18 protein-coding genes are annotated in these 20,315 nt (G+C 52.8%); 11 read left to right on the top strand and 7 right to left on the bottom strand.

What is annotated here, in order from left to right:
• Positions 1–190 precede the first annotated feature (190 nt).
• Both FUA23_RS03450 and FUA23_RS03445 read right to left on the bottom strand, forming a co-directional pair.
• Positions 191–1,237: a sensor histidine kinase gene (locus tag FUA23_RS03450; RefSeq protein ID WP_147929311.1), complete on the bottom strand. Its 1,047-nt coding sequence runs from the start codon at positions 1,235–1,237 to the stop codon at positions 191–193.
• The gene (locus FUA23_RS03445; protein ID WP_147929310.1) at positions 1,238–1,918 is read right to left on the bottom strand and encodes a response regulator transcription factor; all 681 of its coding nucleotides are present in this window, start codon (positions 1,916–1,918) and stop codon (positions 1,238–1,240) included.
• A gap of 134 nt (positions 1,919–2,052) precedes the next feature.
• Here FUA23_RS03445 and FUA23_RS03440 point away from each other — a divergent pair, with 134 nt between their 5' ends.
• Together FUA23_RS03440 and FUA23_RS03435 are read left to right on the top strand one after the other, a co-directional pair.
• The gene (locus FUA23_RS03440; protein WP_147929309.1) at positions 2,053–2,544 is read left to right on the top strand and encodes a SixA phosphatase family protein; all 492 of its coding nucleotides are present in this window, start codon (positions 2,053–2,055) and stop codon (positions 2,542–2,544) included.
• Complete coding sequence (locus FUA23_RS03435) at positions 2,541–2,873, top strand: DUF4296 domain-containing protein (RefSeq protein WP_147929308.1); 333 nt, start codon at positions 2,541–2,543, stop codon at positions 2,871–2,873. The genes FUA23_RS03440 and FUA23_RS03435 overlap by 4 nt, the downstream gene beginning before the upstream one ends.
• A gap of 131 nt (positions 2,874–3,004) precedes the next feature.
• Here FUA23_RS03435 and FUA23_RS03430 read toward each other — a convergent pair whose 3' ends face one another.
• Positions 3,005–3,907, bottom strand: a complete 903-nt coding sequence (locus tag FUA23_RS03430; RefSeq protein WP_147929307.1) for a helix-turn-helix domain-containing protein — start codon at positions 3,905–3,907, stop codon at positions 3,005–3,007.
• A 285-nt stretch (positions 3,908–4,192) separates the two neighbouring features.
• On the opposite strand from FUA23_RS03430, the gene FUA23_RS03425 reads away from it, so the two are divergent.
• On the top strand, positions 4,193–4,792 hold the full coding sequence (locus tag FUA23_RS03425) for a hypothetical protein (protein ID WP_147929306.1): 600 nt from the start codon (positions 4,193–4,195) through the stop codon (positions 4,790–4,792).
• A 409-nt stretch (positions 4,793–5,201) separates the two neighbouring features.
• Here FUA23_RS03425 and FUA23_RS03420 read toward each other — a convergent pair whose 3' ends face one another.
• Entirely contained in the window at positions 5,202–5,666 is a 465-nt protein-coding gene (locus tag FUA23_RS03420; protein WP_147929305.1) for a hypothetical protein, read from the bottom strand.
• A 66-nt stretch (positions 5,667–5,732) separates the two neighbouring features.
• On the opposite strand from FUA23_RS03420, the gene FUA23_RS03415 reads away from it, so the two are divergent.
• Positions 5,733–6,902, top strand: a complete 1,170-nt coding sequence (locus tag FUA23_RS03415) for an HU domain-containing protein (RefSeq protein ID WP_147929304.1) — start codon at positions 5,733–5,735, stop codon at positions 6,900–6,902.
• A 15-nt stretch (positions 6,903–6,917) separates the two neighbouring features.
• Here FUA23_RS03415 and FUA23_RS03410 read toward each other — a convergent pair whose 3' ends face one another.
• Entirely contained in the window at positions 6,918–7,304 is a 387-nt protein-coding gene (locus FUA23_RS03410; protein WP_147929303.1) for a hypothetical protein, read from the bottom strand.
• 249 nt (positions 7,305–7,553) lie between these two features.
• Between FUA23_RS03410 and FUA23_RS03405 the strand changes: the two genes are divergently transcribed.
• Positions 7,554–8,279: a membrane or secreted protein gene (locus FUA23_RS03405; RefSeq protein WP_147929302.1), complete on the top strand. Its 726-nt coding sequence runs from the start codon at positions 7,554–7,556 to the stop codon at positions 8,277–8,279.
• A 13-nt stretch (positions 8,280–8,292) separates the two neighbouring features.
• On the opposite strand, the gene FUA23_RS03400 is transcribed toward FUA23_RS03405, so the two are convergent.
• The gene (locus tag FUA23_RS03400) at positions 8,293–9,006 is read right to left on the bottom strand and encodes a hypothetical protein (protein ID WP_147929301.1); all 714 of its coding nucleotides are present in this window, start codon (positions 9,004–9,006) and stop codon (positions 8,293–8,295) included.
• Positions 9,007–9,240: 234 nt separating this feature from the next.
• Here FUA23_RS03400 and prfA point away from each other — a divergent pair, with 234 nt between their 5' ends.
• The 3 genes from prfA to FUA23_RS03385 all read left to right on the top strand — a co-directional run bounded on the left by prfA (position 9,241) and on the right by FUA23_RS03385 (position 12,436).
• Complete coding sequence (prfA, locus tag FUA23_RS03395) at positions 9,241–10,314, top strand: peptide chain release factor 1 (RefSeq protein ID WP_147929300.1); 1,074 nt, start codon at positions 9,241–9,243, stop codon at positions 10,312–10,314.
• 280 nt (positions 10,315–10,594) lie between these two features.
• Positions 10,595–11,947, top strand: a complete 1,353-nt coding sequence (locus tag FUA23_RS03390) for a TlpA disulfide reductase family protein (protein WP_147929299.1) — start codon at positions 10,595–10,597, stop codon at positions 11,945–11,947.
• Between the two features lie 15 nt (positions 11,948–11,962).
• Positions 11,963–12,436: a YkgJ family cysteine cluster protein gene (locus tag FUA23_RS03385; RefSeq protein WP_147929298.1), complete on the top strand. Its 474-nt coding sequence runs from the start codon at positions 11,963–11,965 to the stop codon at positions 12,434–12,436.
• Between the two features lie 132 nt (positions 12,437–12,568).
• On the opposite strand, the gene FUA23_RS03380 is transcribed toward FUA23_RS03385, so the two are convergent.
• Positions 12,569–15,448: a putative LPS assembly protein LptD gene (locus FUA23_RS03380; RefSeq protein ID WP_147929297.1), complete on the bottom strand. Its 2,880-nt coding sequence runs from the start codon at positions 15,446–15,448 to the stop codon at positions 12,569–12,571.
• Positions 15,449–15,543: 95 nt separating this feature from the next.
• On the opposite strand from FUA23_RS03380, the gene FUA23_RS03375 reads away from it, so the two are divergent.
• The 3 genes from FUA23_RS03375 to FUA23_RS03365 all read left to right on the top strand — a co-directional run bounded on the left by FUA23_RS03375 (position 15,544) and on the right by FUA23_RS03365 (position 20,164).
• Positions 15,544–17,298, top strand: coding sequence for an N-acetylmuramoyl-L-alanine amidase family protein (locus tag FUA23_RS03375; RefSeq protein WP_147929296.1), 1,755 nt, complete (start codon positions 15,544–15,546; stop codon positions 17,296–17,298).
• 227 nt (positions 17,299–17,525) lie between these two features.
• Complete coding sequence (locus tag FUA23_RS03370; protein ID WP_147929295.1) at positions 17,526–18,911, top strand: HEPN domain-containing protein; 1,386 nt, start codon at positions 17,526–17,528, stop codon at positions 18,909–18,911.
• A gap of 80 nt (positions 18,912–18,991) precedes the next feature.
• The gene (locus FUA23_RS03365; protein ID WP_246144012.1) at positions 18,992–20,164 is read left to right on the top strand and encodes an AI-2E family transporter; all 1,173 of its coding nucleotides are present in this window, start codon (positions 18,992–18,994) and stop codon (positions 20,162–20,164) included.
• The last annotated feature ends 151 nt before the right edge of the window (positions 20,165–20,315 follow it).

Below are 20,315 nucleotides of genomic sequence, written 5' to 3'. Positions count from 1 at the left end.
TTTACGAATGTGTAGCTTGATTGATGACCGCCATCCTCCTAACGGCGGCGGCTCATCAATTCAAGTTACACATTTTTGCTTTCTCTATGTATAGGCCGATTGCCTCAGCACAAACTTAAAGGGTCGCGCCGGAATCAGTCCTTTCACCGGCAACGAATTAACTTGCTGCACGAGATTAAGTCTTCGTCCTCTACGCCTTTGCCAGCGTAATCCCGAAGGTACTGCCCAGCCCCGGCGAACTGCGCACGTTGATCGTCTGTTGGTGCGCCTCCATGATGTGCTTTACGATAGCGAGGCCCAGCCCCGAGCCACCTTTCTGACGGCTGCGGCTTTTATCGACCCGGTAAAAGCGGTCGAAAACGTGCGGCAGGTGCTTTTCGGGGATACCGATGCCGTTGTCTGCAACCTCGCAGAGGATGTACGATTCCATGTCGTAGAAGCCAATGCGGGTGGAGCCACCCACATCACCGTACTTAAGACTGTTGGTAACCAGATTAACCAGTACCTGCCGGATACTCTCCCGGTCGGCCATAACCATGAAGCCCGTATCTGCTCCGGATTTGTAGCCAAGTTCTATCTTGGCCTCCTTGCTCTTCATCTCGAGTTCCTCGAAAACTTCGGTCGCGAGCGCTTTGATGTCGAAAGGTTCGGTGTCAAGAATTAGTTCTCCACTTTCCAGGCGGCTGATTGCACTGAGATCTTCCACGATCGTTTGCAGCCGTTCAACATTTTTAGCCGCCTTTTTGAGGAAGCTCATCGAGATCTTCTCGTCGTGGTACCCACCCTCCAGCAGGGTGTGCAGGTAGCCCTGAATATTGAAGATGGGCGTTTTGAGTTCGTGACTAATATCGCCTACGTACCGCCGGCGGTATTCAGCAAAGCGTTCGTACTGATCGATCTGCTGCTGCTGCTTCTTAGCCCACTCTTCCACCTCCTGCTCAACATCGTCGATGATGGGCTGGTCGAGGTCTACCCCTTCCCGCTTGAGGTCTGAGGAGACCTTTTGCTGGTGAATGGTTTTGTAGATCAGCTTAATCTTTCGGTAAATGTAACGGTCGATATAAGTAAGCACCACGAAGTGGGCAATGGCCACACTGCACGGCGGCACCAATACAATGACCAACCAGGGTACTTCCGGCACAAAAGCCTTAAGTACAAGTAATATCCCCAAAAGGGCACCGCCGATGGTTGCAGCGGCGCGGAGAGCAATTTGACGTGGAGTACTGTTTTTCAGCAATTAAAAGACGAATTTGTAACCAATCCCCTTGATTGTTTTGATGTAATGGTCCCCGAGCTTTTCACGCAATTTGCGGATGTGAACGTCAATCGTTCGGTTACCTACGATAACATCAGCACCCCAGACACGGTTGAATATCTCATCACGGCTGAAGACTTTGCCCGGCTTAGACGCCAGCAGAGTAAGAAGATCGAATTCTTTCTTAGCGAGTTCGATACGCTCGCTGCCGCGGCGCACAACTATCTGTTCCAGATCAATCTCAATGTCTCCGATCGTGATCAGGGTTGGCGCTTCCTCTACCTTACGGACACCGCGGCGAAGCAGTGCCTTGACCCGACTCAGGAATACACGGGGGCGTATGGGCTTGGTGATGTAGTCGTCCCCTCCGGTATCCAAAGCTGCGATCTGACTGTAGTCCTCCTCTCTCGCGGTAAGGAAAGTAATGATGGTACTATCGAAGTCGTTTTCAGCCCGGAGTTGGCGGCAAACCTCCACACCATCCATGATCGGCATCATGATGTCGAGGATGATAAGGTCTGGTTTAAACTCTTTGGCCCGCTTAAGTCCTTGTTCGCCGTTGTCGGCAGTAGCTACTTCGTAGCCTTCTTTCTTCAGATTGTACTCGAGAATTTCAAGGATATCAGGTTCGTCGTCAACAAGGAGTATCTTAGCCTGGTTCATACAATGCAGGTTTTGAGAACAGACCGGTACTTTTTTGTATTCGGCGTGTTTGATTTTTAACAGCAGCCGCAAAATTAAGTTAACTGACCCTCTCGACTGTTAACTCAAGATTAAAACAACGTGAAGCAGAATTAATGAGAACCCTATACTTTATCCGCCACGCGAAATCCAGTTGGGATGACCCCACACTTGACGATCACAGCCGGCCACTCAATAAACGCGGCCGACGCGACGGCCCCGTAATGGCCCGACGCCTGCTTGGCATTGATGTTGCCCCGGATGGACTCTTGTCTTCCACGGCAAAACGCACCCGCCAGACAGCGGCCTATTTTAAGGATATATTGTCTGTGGAAAACACCATTTACCTCCGGGAACTCTACCACGCATCGCCTCAAACTATCGAAGCACAAATTAAAAAACTTCCCGATGAATGGGAAACTGTTCTGATTTTCGGCCATAATCCCGGGTATACCGACCTGGCCAACCGGCTTAAAAACGACGTATACCTCGAAAACGTGCCTACCTGTGGCATCGTTGGCGCCCGTTCAGACGTTGATGAATGGAAAGACTTTACCCTAGAAGGTGCTAAACGCATCGCCTACCTTTACCCCAAACAAACGGAATGATCCGCCCTACTCTTCTCTTTGTCCTGACGCTTATTCTTACTGCATGCACCAGCCCCGATGTAGGAGATTGCCCGGTTGACCTCGACGTCATTACCCCCGTAATGACCGATCTTCACCTCGCCGAAGCCCTTTCAACGGAAATCCCGGTACTTGTTCGTGATTCCATGCAGGAGGTATACTATAATAAGGTACTCGAGGATCACGGGTTCTCCCGCACCAGCTTCGACAGCCTGATGTGGATCGTCCGGAAGGAGCCCGCATGGGTAGATTCCTTATATACAAGGATAGGAGTTTCACTCGCCAGAATGGAGACTGAGCCGGAAGAATAATAGTTAGGCCAGAATCATAAACAAGGGGCACAAACCAGATTGTCGCGGTTGCTCCTCCCCAGTGTAGCGATGTGGGGAGGCTGGGAAGGGGGTAAGCGACAATATGGTTTGTGCCCTAAGCAAGAGTTCAACTATTTCTCGTCAGGCATGGACCCCGACACGCCTACCCAAAGATCGGCCCGGTACTCCGAAGGAGTACGCCCAACGAACTTACGAAAAGCCCGGTTGAACTGGCTCTGAGAATTGAAGCCACTGTCGTAAGCCACTTCGGTAATAGCAGAGTGATCATCACCCAGCAACTTACATGCGTAAACGATGCGGAAGTTGGTGAGGTAGTTAATGAAGGTATTGCCCGTTACTTTTTTGAAGTAACGACAAAAAGAGGGTACCGTCATCCCAGCAACCTGGGCAACCTCGGTAAGAGGAATGTCCCTGCGGAAATTCTCACTGAGAAACTGCTGGATATCGTTGAAGCGATCGTAGCCGTGCGTAGCGATCTGAAGGTGAAAACCATCGGCGTTCAAAGATTCAAACTCCTCGCTTACCGCCAGCTTTTGCAGAATATCGACCAGGGTCAGAATCCTCTGAAGCGGCGGCTGATCGATGAGCCCTTCCATTCGTGCTCCCATTACCCGGCGGGTATAACCATTAAAGGACAGACCATTCCTCGCCCGATCAAAGAGATAGCTCACGTTGCGCATCTCAGGAAGGTTCAGAAAATCTGCCGAAGGAAACTCCGGAGAGAACTGAACAACCGTCTCAGCCTTATTTCCCGTAAACCGATCCGTGAAACCCCAATGCGGAAGATTGGAACCAATGAGAATCAGTTCTCCATCAGTATAGTGAGATACATGACTACCGACATGCCGGCGGCCGTGCCCCCCGTGGACGTACACCAATTCCAGTTCCGGATGGTAGTGCCAGTTCGGAGTCTTGTTTACGCGCGCCTTGGGATCAGCGTAATGCTTAACCAAAAACGAGTTACCAGGAATTGGGGTGACCTGCTCACGTATGGGATGTTGTGTAATTTCCATATTGTCTTAACTGGAAGGAAAAAAGGAGTTTGCTTTATTCTAAGACGAAGGTAGATGTTTAAGTAACGTTTCGAAGTCAGAATTGATGTTAACGTTCGCGAAAATTCGCGAAAATTGACACTCAAATGTGCATGAATTAACCGACTGTCCGCATGAATTAACCCGATGTTAAAAATTGCTTGCAATCTGACAATATGTGCAAGGGATGATTTCAAAAGCCGCTCCATATTTGCATTATCAAAGGGAGTCGGACATGCAATACTGACCAACGAAATACCCTGCAACATGAAAGTATTCACCACATTTCTCATCCTGATTTTAGCAACGGCTTCTGCTTTTGCTTCTATCGATCCGCAAGACCTCACGGTCCAGCGTGACGTGACAAGTGGTACAATCGTAATGCGCAGTACCGTAGCCCTTTCTCAGGCAGCATCCTTCGAAATTACGGATGCATTCGGCAACGTCGTTTACGTAGACTCTGTCGCCAAAGGCGATTTTGTAAATAAGCGTTTCAAAGAAGTTCTCTTCTCTGGTAACACTTACAACATCATCGTTACCGATAAAATGGGCAAAACCACCCTTCCGCTTAAGATGAACGCTAAGTACTCTATTGCGAAGGTAGATAAAGCCACCCACTTGGTCTACCCGACCATGAACTTCAAGTCTGACCGCACAATGGTTGTTGCTTACACCAACAAAACAGGAAAGCGGGTAGACATTAAGATTGCCAACGATAAAGGTGAAACTGTATTCACCGATCAGGTTTCCGGCCCCGAGGACATTCGTCGTGCCTACCAGCTCGACCAACTCCAATCCGGAGCCTACCAACTCATCGTCTCCTCCGGAGACGTAAAGAACCATACCACAGCCTTCGCGCTACAGTAACAAGATTTTTGCATGATCGACTTTAAGTTTGTTCGCCCCTTCCGATATGTTCGGAAGGGGCTTTTTTTTGACCTGTCACAGGCACAAGGCCCGGCTTAGAACCCCGAAGCGGCAGCGCATCCACCTCTTCTGCGGGCCTGAGCATACAAGTACGCCTTTGCGCCCCCCCCCCCCCAGGGCTGACGCATAGGCTAGTTAAGCCGTATTCCCCCCCCCCCCCAACCCGTGAGCTTCGCTGCTGCCTTCGGCGGTCCCATGGGGGATGGGCTAGTAAAAACGCTACGCGTTTTGGGTTGCAAGCTCTTAGGCTGTGACTATGATCTCGAGCCAAAAGCTTAAAATCGAATCCTATGCGTCAGCCCTGCGCGCGCGCCCTGAAAGTACAACCAATGCAGTAGTTGCTGTTTCCCTATTTAAGGATTACTGGAATTTCGACCGCCCGCAACCCGCCAGCTTCCTTATCCACGGCGCTGTTGGGGGCGAGGATAATTTTGGCTTTGGTGCCCGGCCCCGCAATCCAGGCTAATTTAGACTGGTAGGGAACCCAGCCGCCCGGCGTGGAATTCCCCGTAGCCATACCTGGCGACGAAGCGATCATCAGCCCGTCTTCTCCTACGATGGAGACCGAAAAACGCCCGTTGTGAAACCAATTTCTTACGGCTTGGCCCTTCAACGTATAGGGTGAGACCAGGTGTGCGCCCGGACCAATTCCGTTAAAAGTTACCAATTCCGACAGGGGAGCAGGGTCATTAAGAGGATTTACGTCAGTAATACCGGCCATGGCCGGCTCAGCCGCTGAGCTTCCTGCCGTAGCGGCCTGCTCTCCGCATGCGGACAGGAATACAACCAGAACAAATATCGAAAGGTAACGCATGGGTAGATTCGGTTTAGACCGCGCCAATATACCACGATCCTTTTGCTGTAACTATCTTTGTACTATATGCCAACGATCATTAACGATACAATTCGTCATCTCCTCATGGAGGAAGAGCAGGTCTGCCTTCCTGGTCTCGGTACGCTGCGGCTGCTGCCGCAGCCGGCTCTGATCAGTCCTTTAGAGGGCAAGGCCGCTCCGCCCTCGGAGCAAGTAAGCTTTAACGCCAACCTGGTACTGGACGACGGCCGTATCCTCCGGGCTCTGGAGGAACGGGAAGGCCTCTCGCACGAAGAAGCCCTGCTGCAACTCGGAGAATTCCTGCGCAATATGCAGGAGAGCCTCGACGCCGGACGCTCCGTCACCGTAGATGGCCTTGGGCGCTTTTTCAAGCACTTCGATGGTCAGATCAGTTTCACTTCCGGAGGAGACAATTACAGCAAAGAAAATTTCGGCCTGCCTTCCATCGAACTGAGACCTATCGTCAGAACCGAAAAACAACGGCGATTAGCTGCAGATCCTATGCTCGCTAACCCTGCCACTGCACCTGCGGCCGCGCCCGTAAAAAAACGCCTGAAGTGGACCAAACGCTTGGGGGCTTCCACTACTACCGACGAGGAAAAATCCGGACTGCTTTACAACCCGGAACTCCGCAAAATACTGTGGTGGGTTGCTGCCGGGATCGGGATGCTGCTGGCGATTTTCATCATCCTGAAATTAGGTCAGCTCATCCTCAGCCGCACGGCTGATCCTACCCCGGTAGTGCGTACCGAGAGCAACCGCATCGAAGTCCCCTCCGATCGTGTGAACGTCGCTCCTGGCCCGAAACCGGTCGATGCCGATCAGGTAGCCCCCGAGGAGCCCCCCCGCCTCAGCGATCCTGTGGTTGAAAGCCAGCCTTATGAACAACCCGCCGATTCGCCGATTCGCGAACGGGAAGGGAATACGACCATCAATATTCCGCCTCCGGCGGATGCAACAACTCCGGAACCGACAACCTCACCCGCAACGGCCGGTAAAACCGCCTACATCGCCACCGGTATGTACGGTTCACAACGCAACGTCGAGAAAAACATCGATCGAATCCGGCGCGCTGGTTTCGAGACCTTCGCCCGGCCGGAAGGAAGACTCACACGCATAGGCGCGCAGGTGGAGTATACCACCGAAGACGAACTCAACACCATTTTAGAGCGGCTGCGGAGGATTTACTCAGACGCTTTCGTAATGGACAACTAAAATGAAACAACCCGATTAAAGATCGCGGACAGAATTGCGGTCGGTAACCACATCGCGAAGTTCGCGGAGGAATTCAACCTGTCCGGCTGAAAGGCGCTGCTTAAGCGCGTCTTTGATGGAGACAAAAGCGCCCTGTTCGATTTCCTTGAGTCGGTCTTTCAGTTCGCCAGACTCTTCGTAAAGCATTTGCTTCAGCGAAGGAATTTCGTGCCAGTCGCCCTCAACGGCAACTGCTTCTTCGCGGTCTTCGCTCGGTTCCAGTTCAATATATTCCTGGTCGGCGTCCATGTTGACTTCACCTCCCGGCAGGCCCCAATCGTCAGATTGTTGGGTCATAAAAACCTCGAGACCGCGCTCGCGGAATCGGTAGATGATGAGGGAAGCAGTTTTGCGTAGGCCCATATGTGGGGTATTCTTTGATGACGTCGGCCCGCAAAAAATGCTGCCGGCTGGTCGTTCTAACGACTTTATTGCTAAATCGTTCAGGCAAATATACGGATTGCTGGTATAGTTTGGTTTCCCCCGCTCCGATTCACCGGCAAAGGCCCCAACATTATTAACTGAAATTCCGGGCGAGGACGCAGGTACAAACCCCGTTTCTCAGCAAGCTTTTTCCCGGCAGGCGCGTTATGTGTCCGAAACAACTTCTCTATGCGTTTATTCTTACTATCCCTCAGCTTCGCCTTCGGCGCAGCGCTTTTTGCTCAATCTCCCGCTACTAAGCTCCTTGGTGCATGGGAATCGACCTTCACCGACGCCCAGGGGCGCTCCTCGGCGCTCACCATGACCATCGCCGACGGTTTCATGGTGATGACCGCCTACAACAAAGAATCAGGCGAATTCATCGCCACCCTCGGCGGCCGCTGGCGCGCCGACTGGGACAACTTCAGCATCACCTACGAATTCGACTCGTCTGATTCTACCCAGGTGGGTGGCGTTTCCACCATGCCGTATTCCCTCGTGGGCAGTGTCCTTGTTTTTAACGGAGACAAAGTCTGGACGCGTACCGACGACATGAGCCCCGGTGCACTTCCGGGCGCATGGGAAATCATCGGCCGTAAGCGCAACGGTAAGATGCAGGACCTGAGTGAAAGACGGACATCGCCCCGGAAAACCATGAAAATTCTCTCCGGCTCCCGCTTCCAGTGGATTGCCTTCGACATCGCCAAGAAGAAGTTCACCGCCACCGGCGGTGGATCGTACACGACCGACGAGAACGGGATGTACATCGAGAAAATCGAGTTCTTCAGCCGTGACCCGGAGCGTGCCGGTTCGCAGCTCAGCTTCGACTTCAAACTCCAAAACGGCGATTGGGTACACCGGGGAGTGAGCTCAAAAGGAGAACCCCTGCACGAAGTGTGGAGCCTGAGGCAGTAAGCGCGGCTGAGCCTCAGTTGCTGAGCACAAAGTCTATGTGATAATGGTCGTCGTGGAGTTCATCCACAACTTTGGGTAGCGCGCGGGCAAAGTAAATGCCCCGCTGCTTCACTTCTCTTCCGCTTTGTGTTTTGAAAAAATCGTCTTTAAGGTCGATTTTGAGGATCACCTTTTCGATGCGCAATCCGTTCTTCCGGGCCGCATCGTCGAGGGCCAGCAAATGGCGGCCCATGGTTTCGAAGTCTACGGCGACGCGACTGGTATAGTTGCCCGCCTGGTCGGTTTGCAGGGTGTAATGCCAGACGCCAAGGTGATCCAGCCAGCGGTGCGGCTTTCCGTTGAGTGTCTTGGGTAGCATGAAGTCGGCAGAAAGGCCGGACTGATGCGTCCGGTGCGGCCACATTTTTCCGCCGTGTTTGTTGCCGCACTCCATCAGTCTGAACTGCACCCCAGGGCAGGTGGTCTCGCAGGTTTCGTACGCCTCCACAATGGCATTGTGCACCCGGTGGTGGGCGTAGCCCCGGTTGAAGACGTAATAGCTCAGCGGGCTGAAGTAACGGTAGTTTTCACCAAAATAAGGGATGAGCCAGGCGTTTTCAATTGTCCCGTTACCGGGAGACCCGGTGGCGCGGGATTTGCCTTCGTTTTGGTGCAGGAGTTCCGGTGCGGCCACCCCCGCTAAGACAACGGAAAGCAGAACGATCAGGATTTTGGTGCGGTGTTTCATTGGCTACCGAACGTGGTTTTCGCCTCCTGAAGTGTGCAAATGGCGCGGCCGCGGGTGCAATGAAGGTTGCAGGAAGCCAGCTCCACGGAACTTACCCAAACCTGAGCCCCTCGGAGCGCGCTCCCCTTAACTATCACGGCACCTGCGGCCGCGCAAAAAAACAATCCTGGTCTACAAAACCTTTACTCAACAGCACTTCGTTATCTTTGCGCCCGCTTTTGAATCTCCACAGTTATGTTAAACCAACTCGAAGCCATCTTCCACCGCTTCAAAAACCTTGAAGAACAGCTCTCCGATCCGGAGATCATCACCGACCCGTCGAAATTCACGAAGGTGAATAAGGAGTACGGCAAGTTGAAGCCAATTGCGGATACTTACCTGACGTATTCCGAGCTGCTCGATAACATCAAGAGCTCCGACGCGATGCGCAAGGACCCCGATCCCGAGATGCGCGAAATGGCGCAGATGGAGTACGACGAGTTGCGGGAAACGAAGGAGACGATGGACGAGGAAATCAAGGTGATGCTCATCCCCAAAGACCCGGAAGACGAGCGCGACATCATCATGGAAATCCGCTCCGGTGCGGGCGGCGATGAAGCGGCCATCTTCGCCGGCGACCTCTACGATATGTACCGCCGCTACTGCGAAGGTAAAGGCTGGAAGATTGAAGTGATCGACGAAAACGAAGGCACCGCCGGAGGATATTCCAAGCTGGTCATCGAAGTTCACGGAGATGATGTGTACAGTCACCTCAAGTTCGAGTCTGGTGCCCACCGGGTACAGCGCGTTCCGAAAACGGAGAGCCAGGGCCGCGTCCACACCTCAGCAGCCACCGTCGCCGTGCTGCCGAAGATGGAAGAGGAAGACATCAACATCAACAAAGCAGACCTGAAGATCGACACCTTCCGCGCCTCCGGCGCCGGTGGACAGCACGTAAACAAAACCGAATCGGCCATCCGGATCACCCACCTCCCCACCGGGATCGTGAGCGAAAGCCAGGACGGGCGCTCGCAGCACAAGAACAAGGAGATAGCGATGGCGCAATTGTACCAACGCATCAAATCGGCACAGGACAAGGCCGCGCAGAGCGAGCTCGCCGCTAACCGTAAATCGCTCGTTGGCAGCGGAGACCGCTCCGAAAAGATCCGTACTTACAACTACCCGCAGAACCGGGTTACCGATCACCGCATCAACCTTACGCTGCATAACCTCGATAAGATTATTTCTGGTGGGTTGGAGCCGGTTATTGAGGGTTTGCAGGTAGCGGAGAATGCTACTAAGTTGAAAGAGGGCTCACAGGAAGGCTAACCCCCACCTGTTCGGCAACTACCCCCGGGCTAACGCGTGTACATCAAATTGAAGGAATAATCTATTCTTGGTTGAGACGCTACGCGTCGAATGTGTTTTGTTTGAGACACAACATCTCAACCATTATCCGAACCTGCAATTTGATATATACTGAACTATAGTTGCCTCAGCCACCCCAGGTGATTTTTGACGGCCGCTTTTGCCCCCTGACTTAAACGACAAGTTAGATCACGGTACTTTCACCCCTTCCTGTAAGAAACACTCTCAAAGATATACGCACATGTGCTCAAGAACAATCTTCCGTTTCCTCACTACCGTTTTTTTGCCTTTGGTCCTTTTTTCCTGCACCTTCGTGCAGGACCGCTACCCCACCCTGCCACCCGGCCCCTACCGGGCCGTACTCGAGTTGGAGTACAACCCGATTGTACCGAACCCCAAAGGGGCTCCGATCCCCGAAAAGACCAACCTCGAGTTCGATGAGGTAACCAACGGTGCCCTGCCCTTCAATATGGATGTGGTTTACGTAAACGATACCACCTTCCGCATCGACGTACACAACGGAGAGGAGGTAATCACCATTCCGCCGCAGAACATCCAAACCGGGCGCGACCGCGCGCAAGGCCGCGATACCATCCGGATCGAGTTCCCCGTCTACGACGCTTACATCAGTGCTTACTTCGAAGAAAAAGTGATTGAGGGCGTCTACGTCGTGAATTACCGCGACAACTACCGGATTCCCTTCAAGGCTTTTCACGGGCAGGACCATCGCTTCACGGTATTACGCAAGGAGCCGGCAGCTGACATCAGTGGCACGTGGGCGGTCATGTTCGGCAAGGAAGACGAAACCCCGTACCCCGGCATTGCGGAATTCAAACAAAACGGCAATTACCTCAGCGGGACGTTCCGCACGGAAACCGGCGATTACCGCTTTCTGGAAGGTACCGTACAGGCAAACAAAGCCTACCTGAGTGTATTTGACGGAGCCCATCTCTTCCTCTTCGAAGCACTCATCAAAGAAGACGGAACCCTTAGCGGCACCTTCCGTTCCGGTCGGCATTACCTGACCAACTGGACGGCTAAGCGCGATCCCGATTTTGTCCTTAAAAGCCCCGATGAGCTCACGCTGATGAACGAAGACATCCCTCTCAGTTTCAGTTTCCCTAAAGCGGATGGTACAACTGTATCTCTGAACGATCCAGCGTACAACGGCAAGCCCAAGCTCATCAAAATCATGGGAACCTGGTGCCCGAACTGCCGCGAAGAGGCAGATTTCCTGAAAGAGTATCTCGCCAACAACGACACCAGGGACCTGGAAGTAATCGCGCTGGCGTTTGAGCAGTACGGCGCCGACGACGAACGTTCGTGGGCTGCTGTTCGCCGTTACGAAGAAAATATGCAAGTGCCCTGGCCCGTTTTGCTTGCCGGCCCCAGCGACAAAGAAGCCGCCCTCAACGCCCTGCCGATGTTGAACAAAATCATCAGCTACCCCACCCTCCTGTTCGTTGACCGGAACAATAAGGTAAAGCGGATCTATACCGGTTTTAACGGCAAAGCCACCAGCAAATTCGAAGCATTTGAGCAGAGCTTCAAAGCTTCAGTGGCGGAGCTCATCGTGTCAGACAATGCAGAGTAAAGCTCCTCAGCCGTTATGGACGTAGAAAAAGCGATAGAGCAGGCCCGCCACGAGCGTAAGGCCAACAAAAAAATCTTCAGCAAACTGAAGGCTCGTCCACCCAAAGACCTGGACGAGCGCTTCCACAATCTCCACGAAGAGGTATTTCAGGAAATCGACTGTCTCGACTGCGCCAACTGTTGCAAAACAACCAGCCCTATTTTTCGTGACATCGACATTGACCGGCTTTCCAGGCACCTGGGCATTAAACCCGGCCAGCTCATCGATCAACACCTGCACATGGACAACGAAGGCGATTATGTCCTCAACGTTGCGCCCTGCCCTTTTTTGGGGCCGGACAACTACTGCTCCGTGTACGAAGCAAGACCGCGCGCCTGCCGGGAATACCCGCATACAGACCGGAAAAACATGTTACAGATTCTGCCGCTCACGCTACGAAATACCCTGGTGTGCCCTGCCGTAGGGGAAATACTGCGGCGGTTGCGTTAGCCCGGTCGATGCACACTCCGTGTGCGAGTGGTCCGAGCACCCTCCGGGTGTGTAGTAAGGTCCGGAAGCCCAGTGCCCGGCGAACCCTGAGGGTTCACCAGCCGCTCGCAGCCGGAGGCTGCATCGACCAGGTTACAGCTGCAAGCGGCCCCCATCATACCGGTTCTGGTTGGATGGAATATTTATGAAATCGAGCGTACCCGGCTTAACGGCGATGGAAAACTGGTAGGTGTTCCGTTGCGGAGCCCAGCTGAAGCGCATCTCCCAACAGTGGAGATCGCGGACAAAACTGAGGTAAGGGTACGTAATGCTCTTGTCGGTGAAGGAGTATCCGATCTGGCCGATGTTGACGCTCCAGTTGTTGGTAAGCTGCAGTGCACCGCGCAGTTCGATGGAGTTGGCTACCTGATTGAAACGAACCTTACCCCGGTCATCTACGTCGGGAACTTCCTCGTCAAACTCCCGTTCAAAGTTGAAGTTGAAAGTATGACGGATGCTGAATTTCTCGAAAAGGCTCAACAGGTCTGTTTCTTCAAAGAGTGTTTTCTCTTCTTCTCTCCGCTTACGGCGTTCCTCCTGCACGTCCGTCACGAATTCTTCTTCCGCCCCCTGAAAGAGCTCCCGGATCTTAGCGACCGTGATATTGGTGGAGACGGTACTCGTCAGCCGTGTCAGTGAAACAGGGAAGCGGCCTTCGGAAGCATTGAAGGTATTGGCGCGGCTAAACTGCCCCGTCTCTTCGTTGTACTGTGTAATGTAAGGATCAAAGGTTCCCCGGACGTTGAGGCTGGTAACGCCCTTGAAGAAGCGGGTAGAACCACCTACCGAAATCTCACTCCACTTCAGGGTTTCTTTGGTAAAATCATAGCTACCGCTGACGGAGATATTCTGCAGCAGGTCAACGTTCTCGGAGATGCTGTCCTTTTTGTTCCAGACCTTCGCCTGGAAAAGATTGGATATACTGTAGTTGATGCCCAATCGTTGTTCCGACTCTGTGGGCTGACCAAAAATCTGATCAGCAAACGGGGAGAGAAGGTTTTCCGGATCATTGCTGAGCCGATCGATGCTTCCTTCTTCAATGAAATAGGGGGTATCGGAAATATAATCTGAGCCCGTGGTATAATCCGGCGCATAACCAAAGGTTATGCTTGGCTTCATCACGTGCCTGAGCCCCTGCAAACCGAAAAGGCCCTTCCCTTTGAATTTGACCTTACCGAACACCTGAGTCCCCAGGGTTACACCGGCTGTAAACGTCCGGTAACTGGCCAGGCCGGGCGATAGCTCGGAGGTAATACTTCCCAGACTGGTGGTATCTATGAGAACTTCTCCGGTAAGCGGGTCCACGATGGTATCCAGGGTAATATCTCCGTCCAGAAAGTACTCCCTTGTTTTACCGTAGTAGACTTCGGATACGCCGACGTTGGGGCTGATATTAAAGTACTTGAGCACGTTAAAACTCAGTCCGCTGGATGCTTCGTGCCGGAAGCCGTATTCGCCGTTCTCCAAAGTAGGTTGTTGGAAGAAGGAAGAATCCGGAGCTTCGAATTCGGAACGCAGCGCACTTTTATAGCGCAGGCTTAGCTTTTTATACCAGGCCGTTGTTTTACCCGGCAGGTTCCGTAACGGGTAAATCGTTTGCGTTGTAAAGGCTGCGTCGGGGAAGTTGACCGTAATGATCCGGCTCTGGTTGTTCTGGCTGTGGTTCAGGCCGGCGGTAAGCGTAGACTTGAGCTTCGGGAACGTCTTATTGATGTTCATACTCGACCGGATCGTATTCTGGCTCGCCGTCTGGTAATCATTCTGGAAGCGCTGATCCACCAGGTTGGTCTGGAAGTTGATGTTTCCGCCAAAGGTAAAGGTGGGGTGCGCGCGCTGATCCTGACGGTGACTCCAGTTCAGGGTAATACCCTTCTCGCGGGTCACTTCCAGGTTCGACTCCCGGCGGAGGTTCTTATAGCTCATGTTGAAACTACCGGAATACTTATAGCGGCGCACATAGCGTACATTGGTCTGCAGGCTGAAAGTACCCTTCAGGTAGTAGTCTGCGGTCAGTTCAAGGTTAACGTGCTCGCCCAGCGGGAAGAACCACCCCACCCCCTGCAGGCCGTAACCGCCCAGGTCTTCGGAGTACTGATAATCCGAAGGAAAAAGCAAGCCGGTACTCCGTCCTGATTTGAGGGGGAAGAAACCAAAGGGCAACCACAGCGGCGTTGGGACACCCATTATCTCCAAATTACTGGGCCCGATGACCGCCAGGCGGTTGGGGACTATCTTGGCCTTCCGGGTCCGGATACCGAAGTGAGGGTGCTCCGCAGAACAAGTCGTAAAAATGGCACCTTCGGTATAAATTACATCAGCCTTGGTCGTGTCGTTTACGGTGATTGCGCCGGATACAAACTTCGACTTGTCTCCTCGTACGTAAATATCGTCCTGGGTGGTGGTGGTTCCGTAAACGATACCCTTACGCGTTTTGAAGTTGTAGCGCATGCTTTTGGCGTCGAAACTCTGCCCGCCGTCGGAAAACTCTGGAAATCCCGCAGGGCGACCAAGGCTGTCGGGTAGCGGCCCGGCGTCGACAATATTCGTGCCGTAGTTGAGCACGATATGGTTGGCGTTCAGGCTGATGGTCTGGTAGTTCACCGAGGCATTTCCGTACAGGTGAATCTCCTCCGTGTCGAAATCCACCCACATACTGTCGTTGGCGGCGTAGTCCACCGGGGCGGTCAGTGAGTCGGGCGACATCAGGTACTGAGCGGTAGAGCCGGAAAATTTGGGTGCAGGTGATAAAGAGTCCGGAGCGATTATAGAATCGCCCGTTACCTGAAGTACTTCAGGGGGAAGCAGCGGGGTAACCGGCGGAACAGTATCTGGCGCGGTCGCAGGTGCAGGCAAAGGTTGCTGAAAGCTCGTTGGAGCGCCGGCGGTTGTTATCGTACTGCTGAATTCAGGACAGATTCCTGTGGTTTCAAACCCCATACCCTGCACCTGCGCCCCCGCCAAAAAGAGCCCCAACACCATTAAAGTGCTCCGGCTAAGGCAATTAAAAATATCATATATTTGCGTACCCCTCTGATTCCCGGAGTTGACCGAGGACTGAACTGACACCAATGATACCAAGAGCTTACTACGCACTATTGCTGCTACTGTTTTTTTGTACCCCAATGACGACAGCCCGCGCTGCTACGTCGTCTGGGAGCGACACCTTTAACTTATCCTTAAGGGATGCGGCGGGCAAAAGTACAACGGAAGAAGCATTTGGCATCCGGCAATTGGCGGTAAACTGTGTTGCCGGCCACATTGCGGGAACAAATCCTTCCTGCCCTGCCCCTTCTGAGTCATTACCTTCAAGCAGCTCCCGGTCCGCAGACACCTTCGTCGTAATTCTGGATGCAGGTCACGGAGGCAAGGATCCCGGAGGAATGGGGGGCAACAGCTACGAAAAAGCGATCGCGCTTTCCATCAGTCAGCTCCTGGCCATCGGTATCCGTACGAATTTCCCCCGCGTAGAGGTGATCATGACCCGCTCAGACGATACATTCATCCCACTCTACGAACGCGCCCGGATCGCCAACGAAGCGGGAGCAGACCTTTTCATCAGCATCCACGCCAACATCATGCCCGGAAGTTCGGCCACCTACGGCACCGAGACTTTTGTGATGGGCCAGCACGTAGCCAAGCACAACCTCGCCGTCGCGAAGCGCGAGAACGCATCGATCCTGCTCGAAGACAATGTCCAGAAAAACTATGGCTACGACCCCAACAGCGACGAGGGCCACATCATGATGAGTACCTTCCAGCACGCCTTTCTGGAGCGCAGCATCCATTTTGCGGACCTGGTCGAATCCGAATTCAAAAATGCCGGGCGCAAAAGCCGGGGGGTAAAACAAGCCGGATTCGTAGTCCTGAAAGAAACCACCATGCCTGCCGTACTGGTCGAAACCGGATTTATGAGTAACCCCGACGAAGAAGCTTACCTCCTCAGCGGAACCGGCCAGCAACAGTTGGCCAATGCCATTCTTAAAGCTTTTGCCAGCTACTACAAAGCGATGAGCGGCGAACCGGACAGCCCGGTACTGGCGCCTCCCACCCTTGCAGCGACCCCGGCAGTCTTGCCACCGGTAGCCTCTTCACCGGCGTCCCGCCCCGCAGATGTACTCGATCGCGAAGTCCCGACTTCGCCCCCTCCTACCACCAGCCGCCGCAGGCAGTGGACTGCCAGGGGTGTTTCTCCTACCCCCCTCACCTACCGTTCACCGGAACCCGTTGAAAATATAAACCCTCCCGTGCCAGTCAGTCAACCGGTCAACCAGCGGGCCCCGGAAAGCTACGGCACCCCCGTCTCGGCGGCGACAGCAACTACATACCAGCAGCCTGTAACTTTCAACAGAGACCAGCAGATGACCGATCTCCTGGCCCGTGAAGTCACCAACAGCCTGCGCACCCAGCCAGGCGTGTACGAACAGGCGCGCCGGATTCCGGCGTCGGTAGCGTCTCAGCCAAAGGCAGACTCGACACCTTATCAGTTCAACCGGGCGGAGATCAAAACTTCACCGGCACCTAAAAACGGGATAGACCTGGCTAAAGTGGCTGACCACGAACTGATTTATGCCGTGCAACTGATTGCCACCGAAAGAAATCTGGACCTCACCACCCCGCAGTGGAAGCGCGTCCCTTACCCCATCCGAAAAGTAAAAGAGGGTAAGTGGAATAAATACCAAATACGGGATCTTGCCACGGCACAGGAGGCAGGTACTGCACGGCAGAAAGCAAGAGAGGCCGGAATCAAGGAAGCAATGGTAGTGGTATACTATCAGGGTAAGCGCTTACAGCCTTCGGCTGTCCGTTATCTCCTGAGCCGGTAAGTACCGGCCGGCGCAGATCGTATTCAAAGAGGCCGCAGGGGTTGATCCCCTCCAGGCGGGCATTCTATTTACCGCCGATCATCCGTCAACTTCAGGTGAGGCCCGTGCGGCAGACAAAGAGGCTCCTCTGCGGATAGATCCCTTAGCCTAATAGCCCGTGAACCTCACTAAAATGACTATCTTGGCCGTTACAACCATCCATTACCAATGGCCAATATAATAACATTATGTCAGGAAATTTCACGTTCGAGCTGCTGTGCATCGACCCAGCGGACATCAATTCCCAAAAATCTTTCATCCATGCCCTCAGTTATTCTAAAGAAGTATGGAATGGCAAATCGCCAATTATTACTCAGGATAAAAACGGACTACCCTTTATTAAAGGTGAAGATGGTATGCAACTTACCGTTATTCCTGTTGATACCAGTAAAATTATCACTGACCTCGTAGAAGCAGCTTTTGTTCTGCGCATTGAAAGCAAGTATTTTGAAACCCTCGAACCTTACCGCCAACGACTCCTGAAGCATCTCCGTGAAAGTCTCAAATTCGCCCATTTACGTATCCTCAAGGACGACATTTCAGCAGAGATTGCCAATCAGCTTTACCCTAAGATCAATTCAGTAGAAAACCTCCTGCGCCGTTACCTTATCAAATTTTTCTTTCAGCGAGTAGGGATGAACTGGTGGGACGTTACGGCTACGCCGAAGATGATCGACAAGGTCAAAAACCGCCAGCGCAACCGCTCCAATCAGTTCAGTTATTTTATCAACTCCGATATCGAATTTGCCGACTTCGACGATCTTGGCCTGCTGATCTACAAACAGTCTACTGGTTTCAACGACCCCGAACGTGTCCTGGAAATGCTCGATCAGGTATCTACCGTTGAAGACCTCAACGAACTGAAGGGCAACCTTCAGGGCAACTACACGAAGTATTTCAAGACGTTCTTCCGCGATAAAAACTTCGAGAAGTTGTGGAAAGACATGTCGAAAATCCGCAATAAGGTGGCGCACCAGGCCACCTTCTTCCACAGTGAGTTGAAAAAGGGCAAAGACCTCTCCGCCGAACTCACACGCATTATCACAGAAGCCGAGAAGCACATCGACGAAATTGTACTCAGCCTTAAGGAAAAGCAAGCTATCCACAAAGCGAACATCGAGATCGTTCGTGAGGAGGAAGAGGAAGCGCTGGAACAAGAAGCTCAGGAAGTGATGGCGGGCAGCCGTGCCCCTACCGATCTGCCGCGTGGTGAAACCCAGGACGAGATCGCTCATTCCGACTACGACAACCGCGTGAAGCTGACCGGTCCTAAAGTACTGGGTAAGATCAAGCTGGAGCATAAAGTAAAAACCTACCATAAAACCGCTGCTCCCGGCTACATCGTCATTACAGAAGAAGAGATAATAACTCACTTGGAAGAGGCACTGAGCCTCAACTATACCGATTACGTAGGCCTGAAGTGGTTCGTCACCCAGTTTCTGGCCAATAAGGGCTATGCTATCGGAACAACCTATTCGCTGGTAAATATTCTGATCGAGCAGGAATCAATCATCCTGTACGATAAGGAAAGCCCAGACGGTCACATGATCAAGGCAGTTCGATTGCCCGGTTAATGCCTGCCTCTTCTCACGGACAAATTTCATTACGAAGCTGATTCGTTCGTTATTATCTTTATATACCCAATTCAACAATCGTGTCAGAAAACTCCGAGAAACATCCGCCTGACGGTAGCCTGAAGGACAATGCTTCCCACTCTGAAGAGCCCATTGAAGTTTCCATCGTGGAGGCTAGTGAAGACCTGGTGGAAGATCGCATCTTCAAGGTCGTCAGGGCGAACCTGTTTTTCATCCTTGTCGGTGTTACAACTATAGCCTTCCTGGGGATGATCGGCCAGTTTCTGATCACCGTCTTATGGGCGATTGTGCTTACAATGATTTTCTACGGTCTGTTTAAATGGATCCGTGTACGTGTCGGTGAAAACCGGCGGGGGCTGGCTGCTGCTATTACCTCTGTCCTGATTTTCTTCTTTGTCATTATTCCCTTTATCCTCCTCACCATCGCCTTGGTGAATCAGGGGCTTGAGGTGTACCAAAGTATAGAAACGGGCGAGGTTGACCCCAACTTTGTGGTAGATTACGTGGAACGGCAGTTGCCCGGAATTTACGACATGCTCGGAGAGGCAGGCATCAGCCCGAATAGTGTTCGGGAGAAAATAACGAACCTGGTTGGGACCGTAAGCCAGTTTGTAGCGACCAAAGTGCTTAGCTTCGGCGGTAATCTCATCAACATTTTCGTCCAGTTTACCCTGATGCTTTACTTGCTCTTCTTTTTCCTGAAAGACGGTAAACAGGTGATGCAACGAATTATCGACACCATACCGATGGGGAACGTGAGGGAGCGGCAGCTGTTCGAACGTTTTGCCCAGGTAAGTAAGGCCACGCTGAAGGGCACCCTGGTAGTGGCTTTGGTGCAAGGCACCATCGGTGGCCTCATATTCATGATTCTGGGAATACCCGCAGCGCTGCTTTGGGGCGTGGCAATGACCCTGCTGGCCCTGCTGCCGGTTGGTGGCAGTGCTATAGTCTGGTTGCCAGCAGTAGTCATTCTATTCGCTCAGGGGCACCCGGTAAAGGCCATCATCCTGCTCGTTGTCGGGTCACTCATAATTGGTTTGGTCGACAACTTGCTGCGCCCCCTGCTGGTTGGGCGCGATACAGAAATGCCCGATTACCTGGTACTGATATCGACCCTCGGCGGCATCACGTATTTCGGGCTGAGCGGTTTCGTGATCGGACCAACCATTGCAGCGCTCTTCATTACCGTATGGGAGATGATGGGCCGTGATTACGGCGGAAAGAGTGCTTAAAACGTCTTATCATTTCAGGCGCGGCCGCAGGTGCACAGAGAGTTTAAACGCCTCTGCTCCTGCGGTATCAGAGATACCGGGCACCAGATCTCAGAGGTTGTCGTATTCCGGAGCCCTCATTAACCCTTCATTGCACCTGCGGCCGCGCCGA

This window comes from Neolewinella aurantiaca, from assembly GCF_008014675.1.
Lineage (GTDB): Bacteria > Bacteroidota > Bacteroidia > Chitinophagales > Saprospiraceae > Neolewinella > Neolewinella aurantiaca.
The sequence above is the reverse complement of the archived record's forward strand: the minus strand, read 5'-3'. Positions and strand labels throughout refer to the sequence as shown.

Bases quoted from the DNA above. Each gene is read 5' to 3' on its own strand.
- FUA23_RS03445 (WP_147929310.1), bottom strand. From the start codon at position 1,918: ATGAACCAGGCTAAGATACTCCTTGTTGACGACGAACCTGATATCCTT.
- FUA23_RS03440 (WP_147929309.1), top strand. From the start codon at position 2,053: ATGAGAACCCTATACTTTATCCGCCACGCGAAATCCAGTTGGGATGAC.
- FUA23_RS03435 (WP_147929308.1), top strand. From the start codon at position 2,541: ATGATCCGCCCTACTCTTCTCTTTGTCCTGACGCTTATTCTTACTGCA.
- FUA23_RS03430 (WP_147929307.1), bottom strand. From the start codon at position 3,907: ATGGAAATTACACAACATCCCATACGTGAGCAGGTCACCCCAATTCCT.
- FUA23_RS03425 (WP_147929306.1), top strand. From the start codon at position 4,193: ATGAAAGTATTCACCACATTTCTCATCCTGATTTTAGCAACGGCTTCT.
- FUA23_RS03420 (WP_147929305.1), bottom strand. From the start codon at position 5,666: ATGCGTTACCTTTCGATATTTGTTCTGGTTGTATTCCTGTCCGCATGC.
- FUA23_RS03415 (WP_147929304.1), top strand. From the start codon at position 5,733: ATGCCAACGATCATTAACGATACAATTCGTCATCTCCTCATGGAGGAA.
- FUA23_RS03410 (WP_147929303.1), bottom strand. From the start codon at position 7,304: ATGGGCCTACGCAAAACTGCTTCCCTCATCATCTACCGATTCCGCGAG.
- FUA23_RS03405 (WP_147929302.1), top strand. From the start codon at position 7,554: ATGCGTTTATTCTTACTATCCCTCAGCTTCGCCTTCGGCGCAGCGCTT.
- FUA23_RS03400 (WP_147929301.1), bottom strand. From the start codon at position 9,006: ATGAAACACCGCACCAAAATCCTGATCGTTCTGCTTTCCGTTGTCTTA.
- prfA (WP_147929300.1), top strand. From the start codon at position 9,241: ATGTTAAACCAACTCGAAGCCATCTTCCACCGCTTCAAAAACCTTGAA.
- FUA23_RS03390 (WP_147929299.1), top strand. From the start codon at position 10,595: ATGTGCTCAAGAACAATCTTCCGTTTCCTCACTACCGTTTTTTTGCCT.
- FUA23_RS03385 (WP_147929298.1), top strand. From the start codon at position 11,963: ATGGACGTAGAAAAAGCGATAGAGCAGGCCCGCCACGAGCGTAAGGCC.
- FUA23_RS03375 (WP_147929296.1), top strand. From the start codon at position 15,544: ATGATACCAAGAGCTTACTACGCACTATTGCTGCTACTGTTTTTTTGT.
- FUA23_RS03370 (WP_147929295.1), top strand. From the start codon at position 17,526: ATGTCAGGAAATTTCACGTTCGAGCTGCTGTGCATCGACCCAGCGGAC.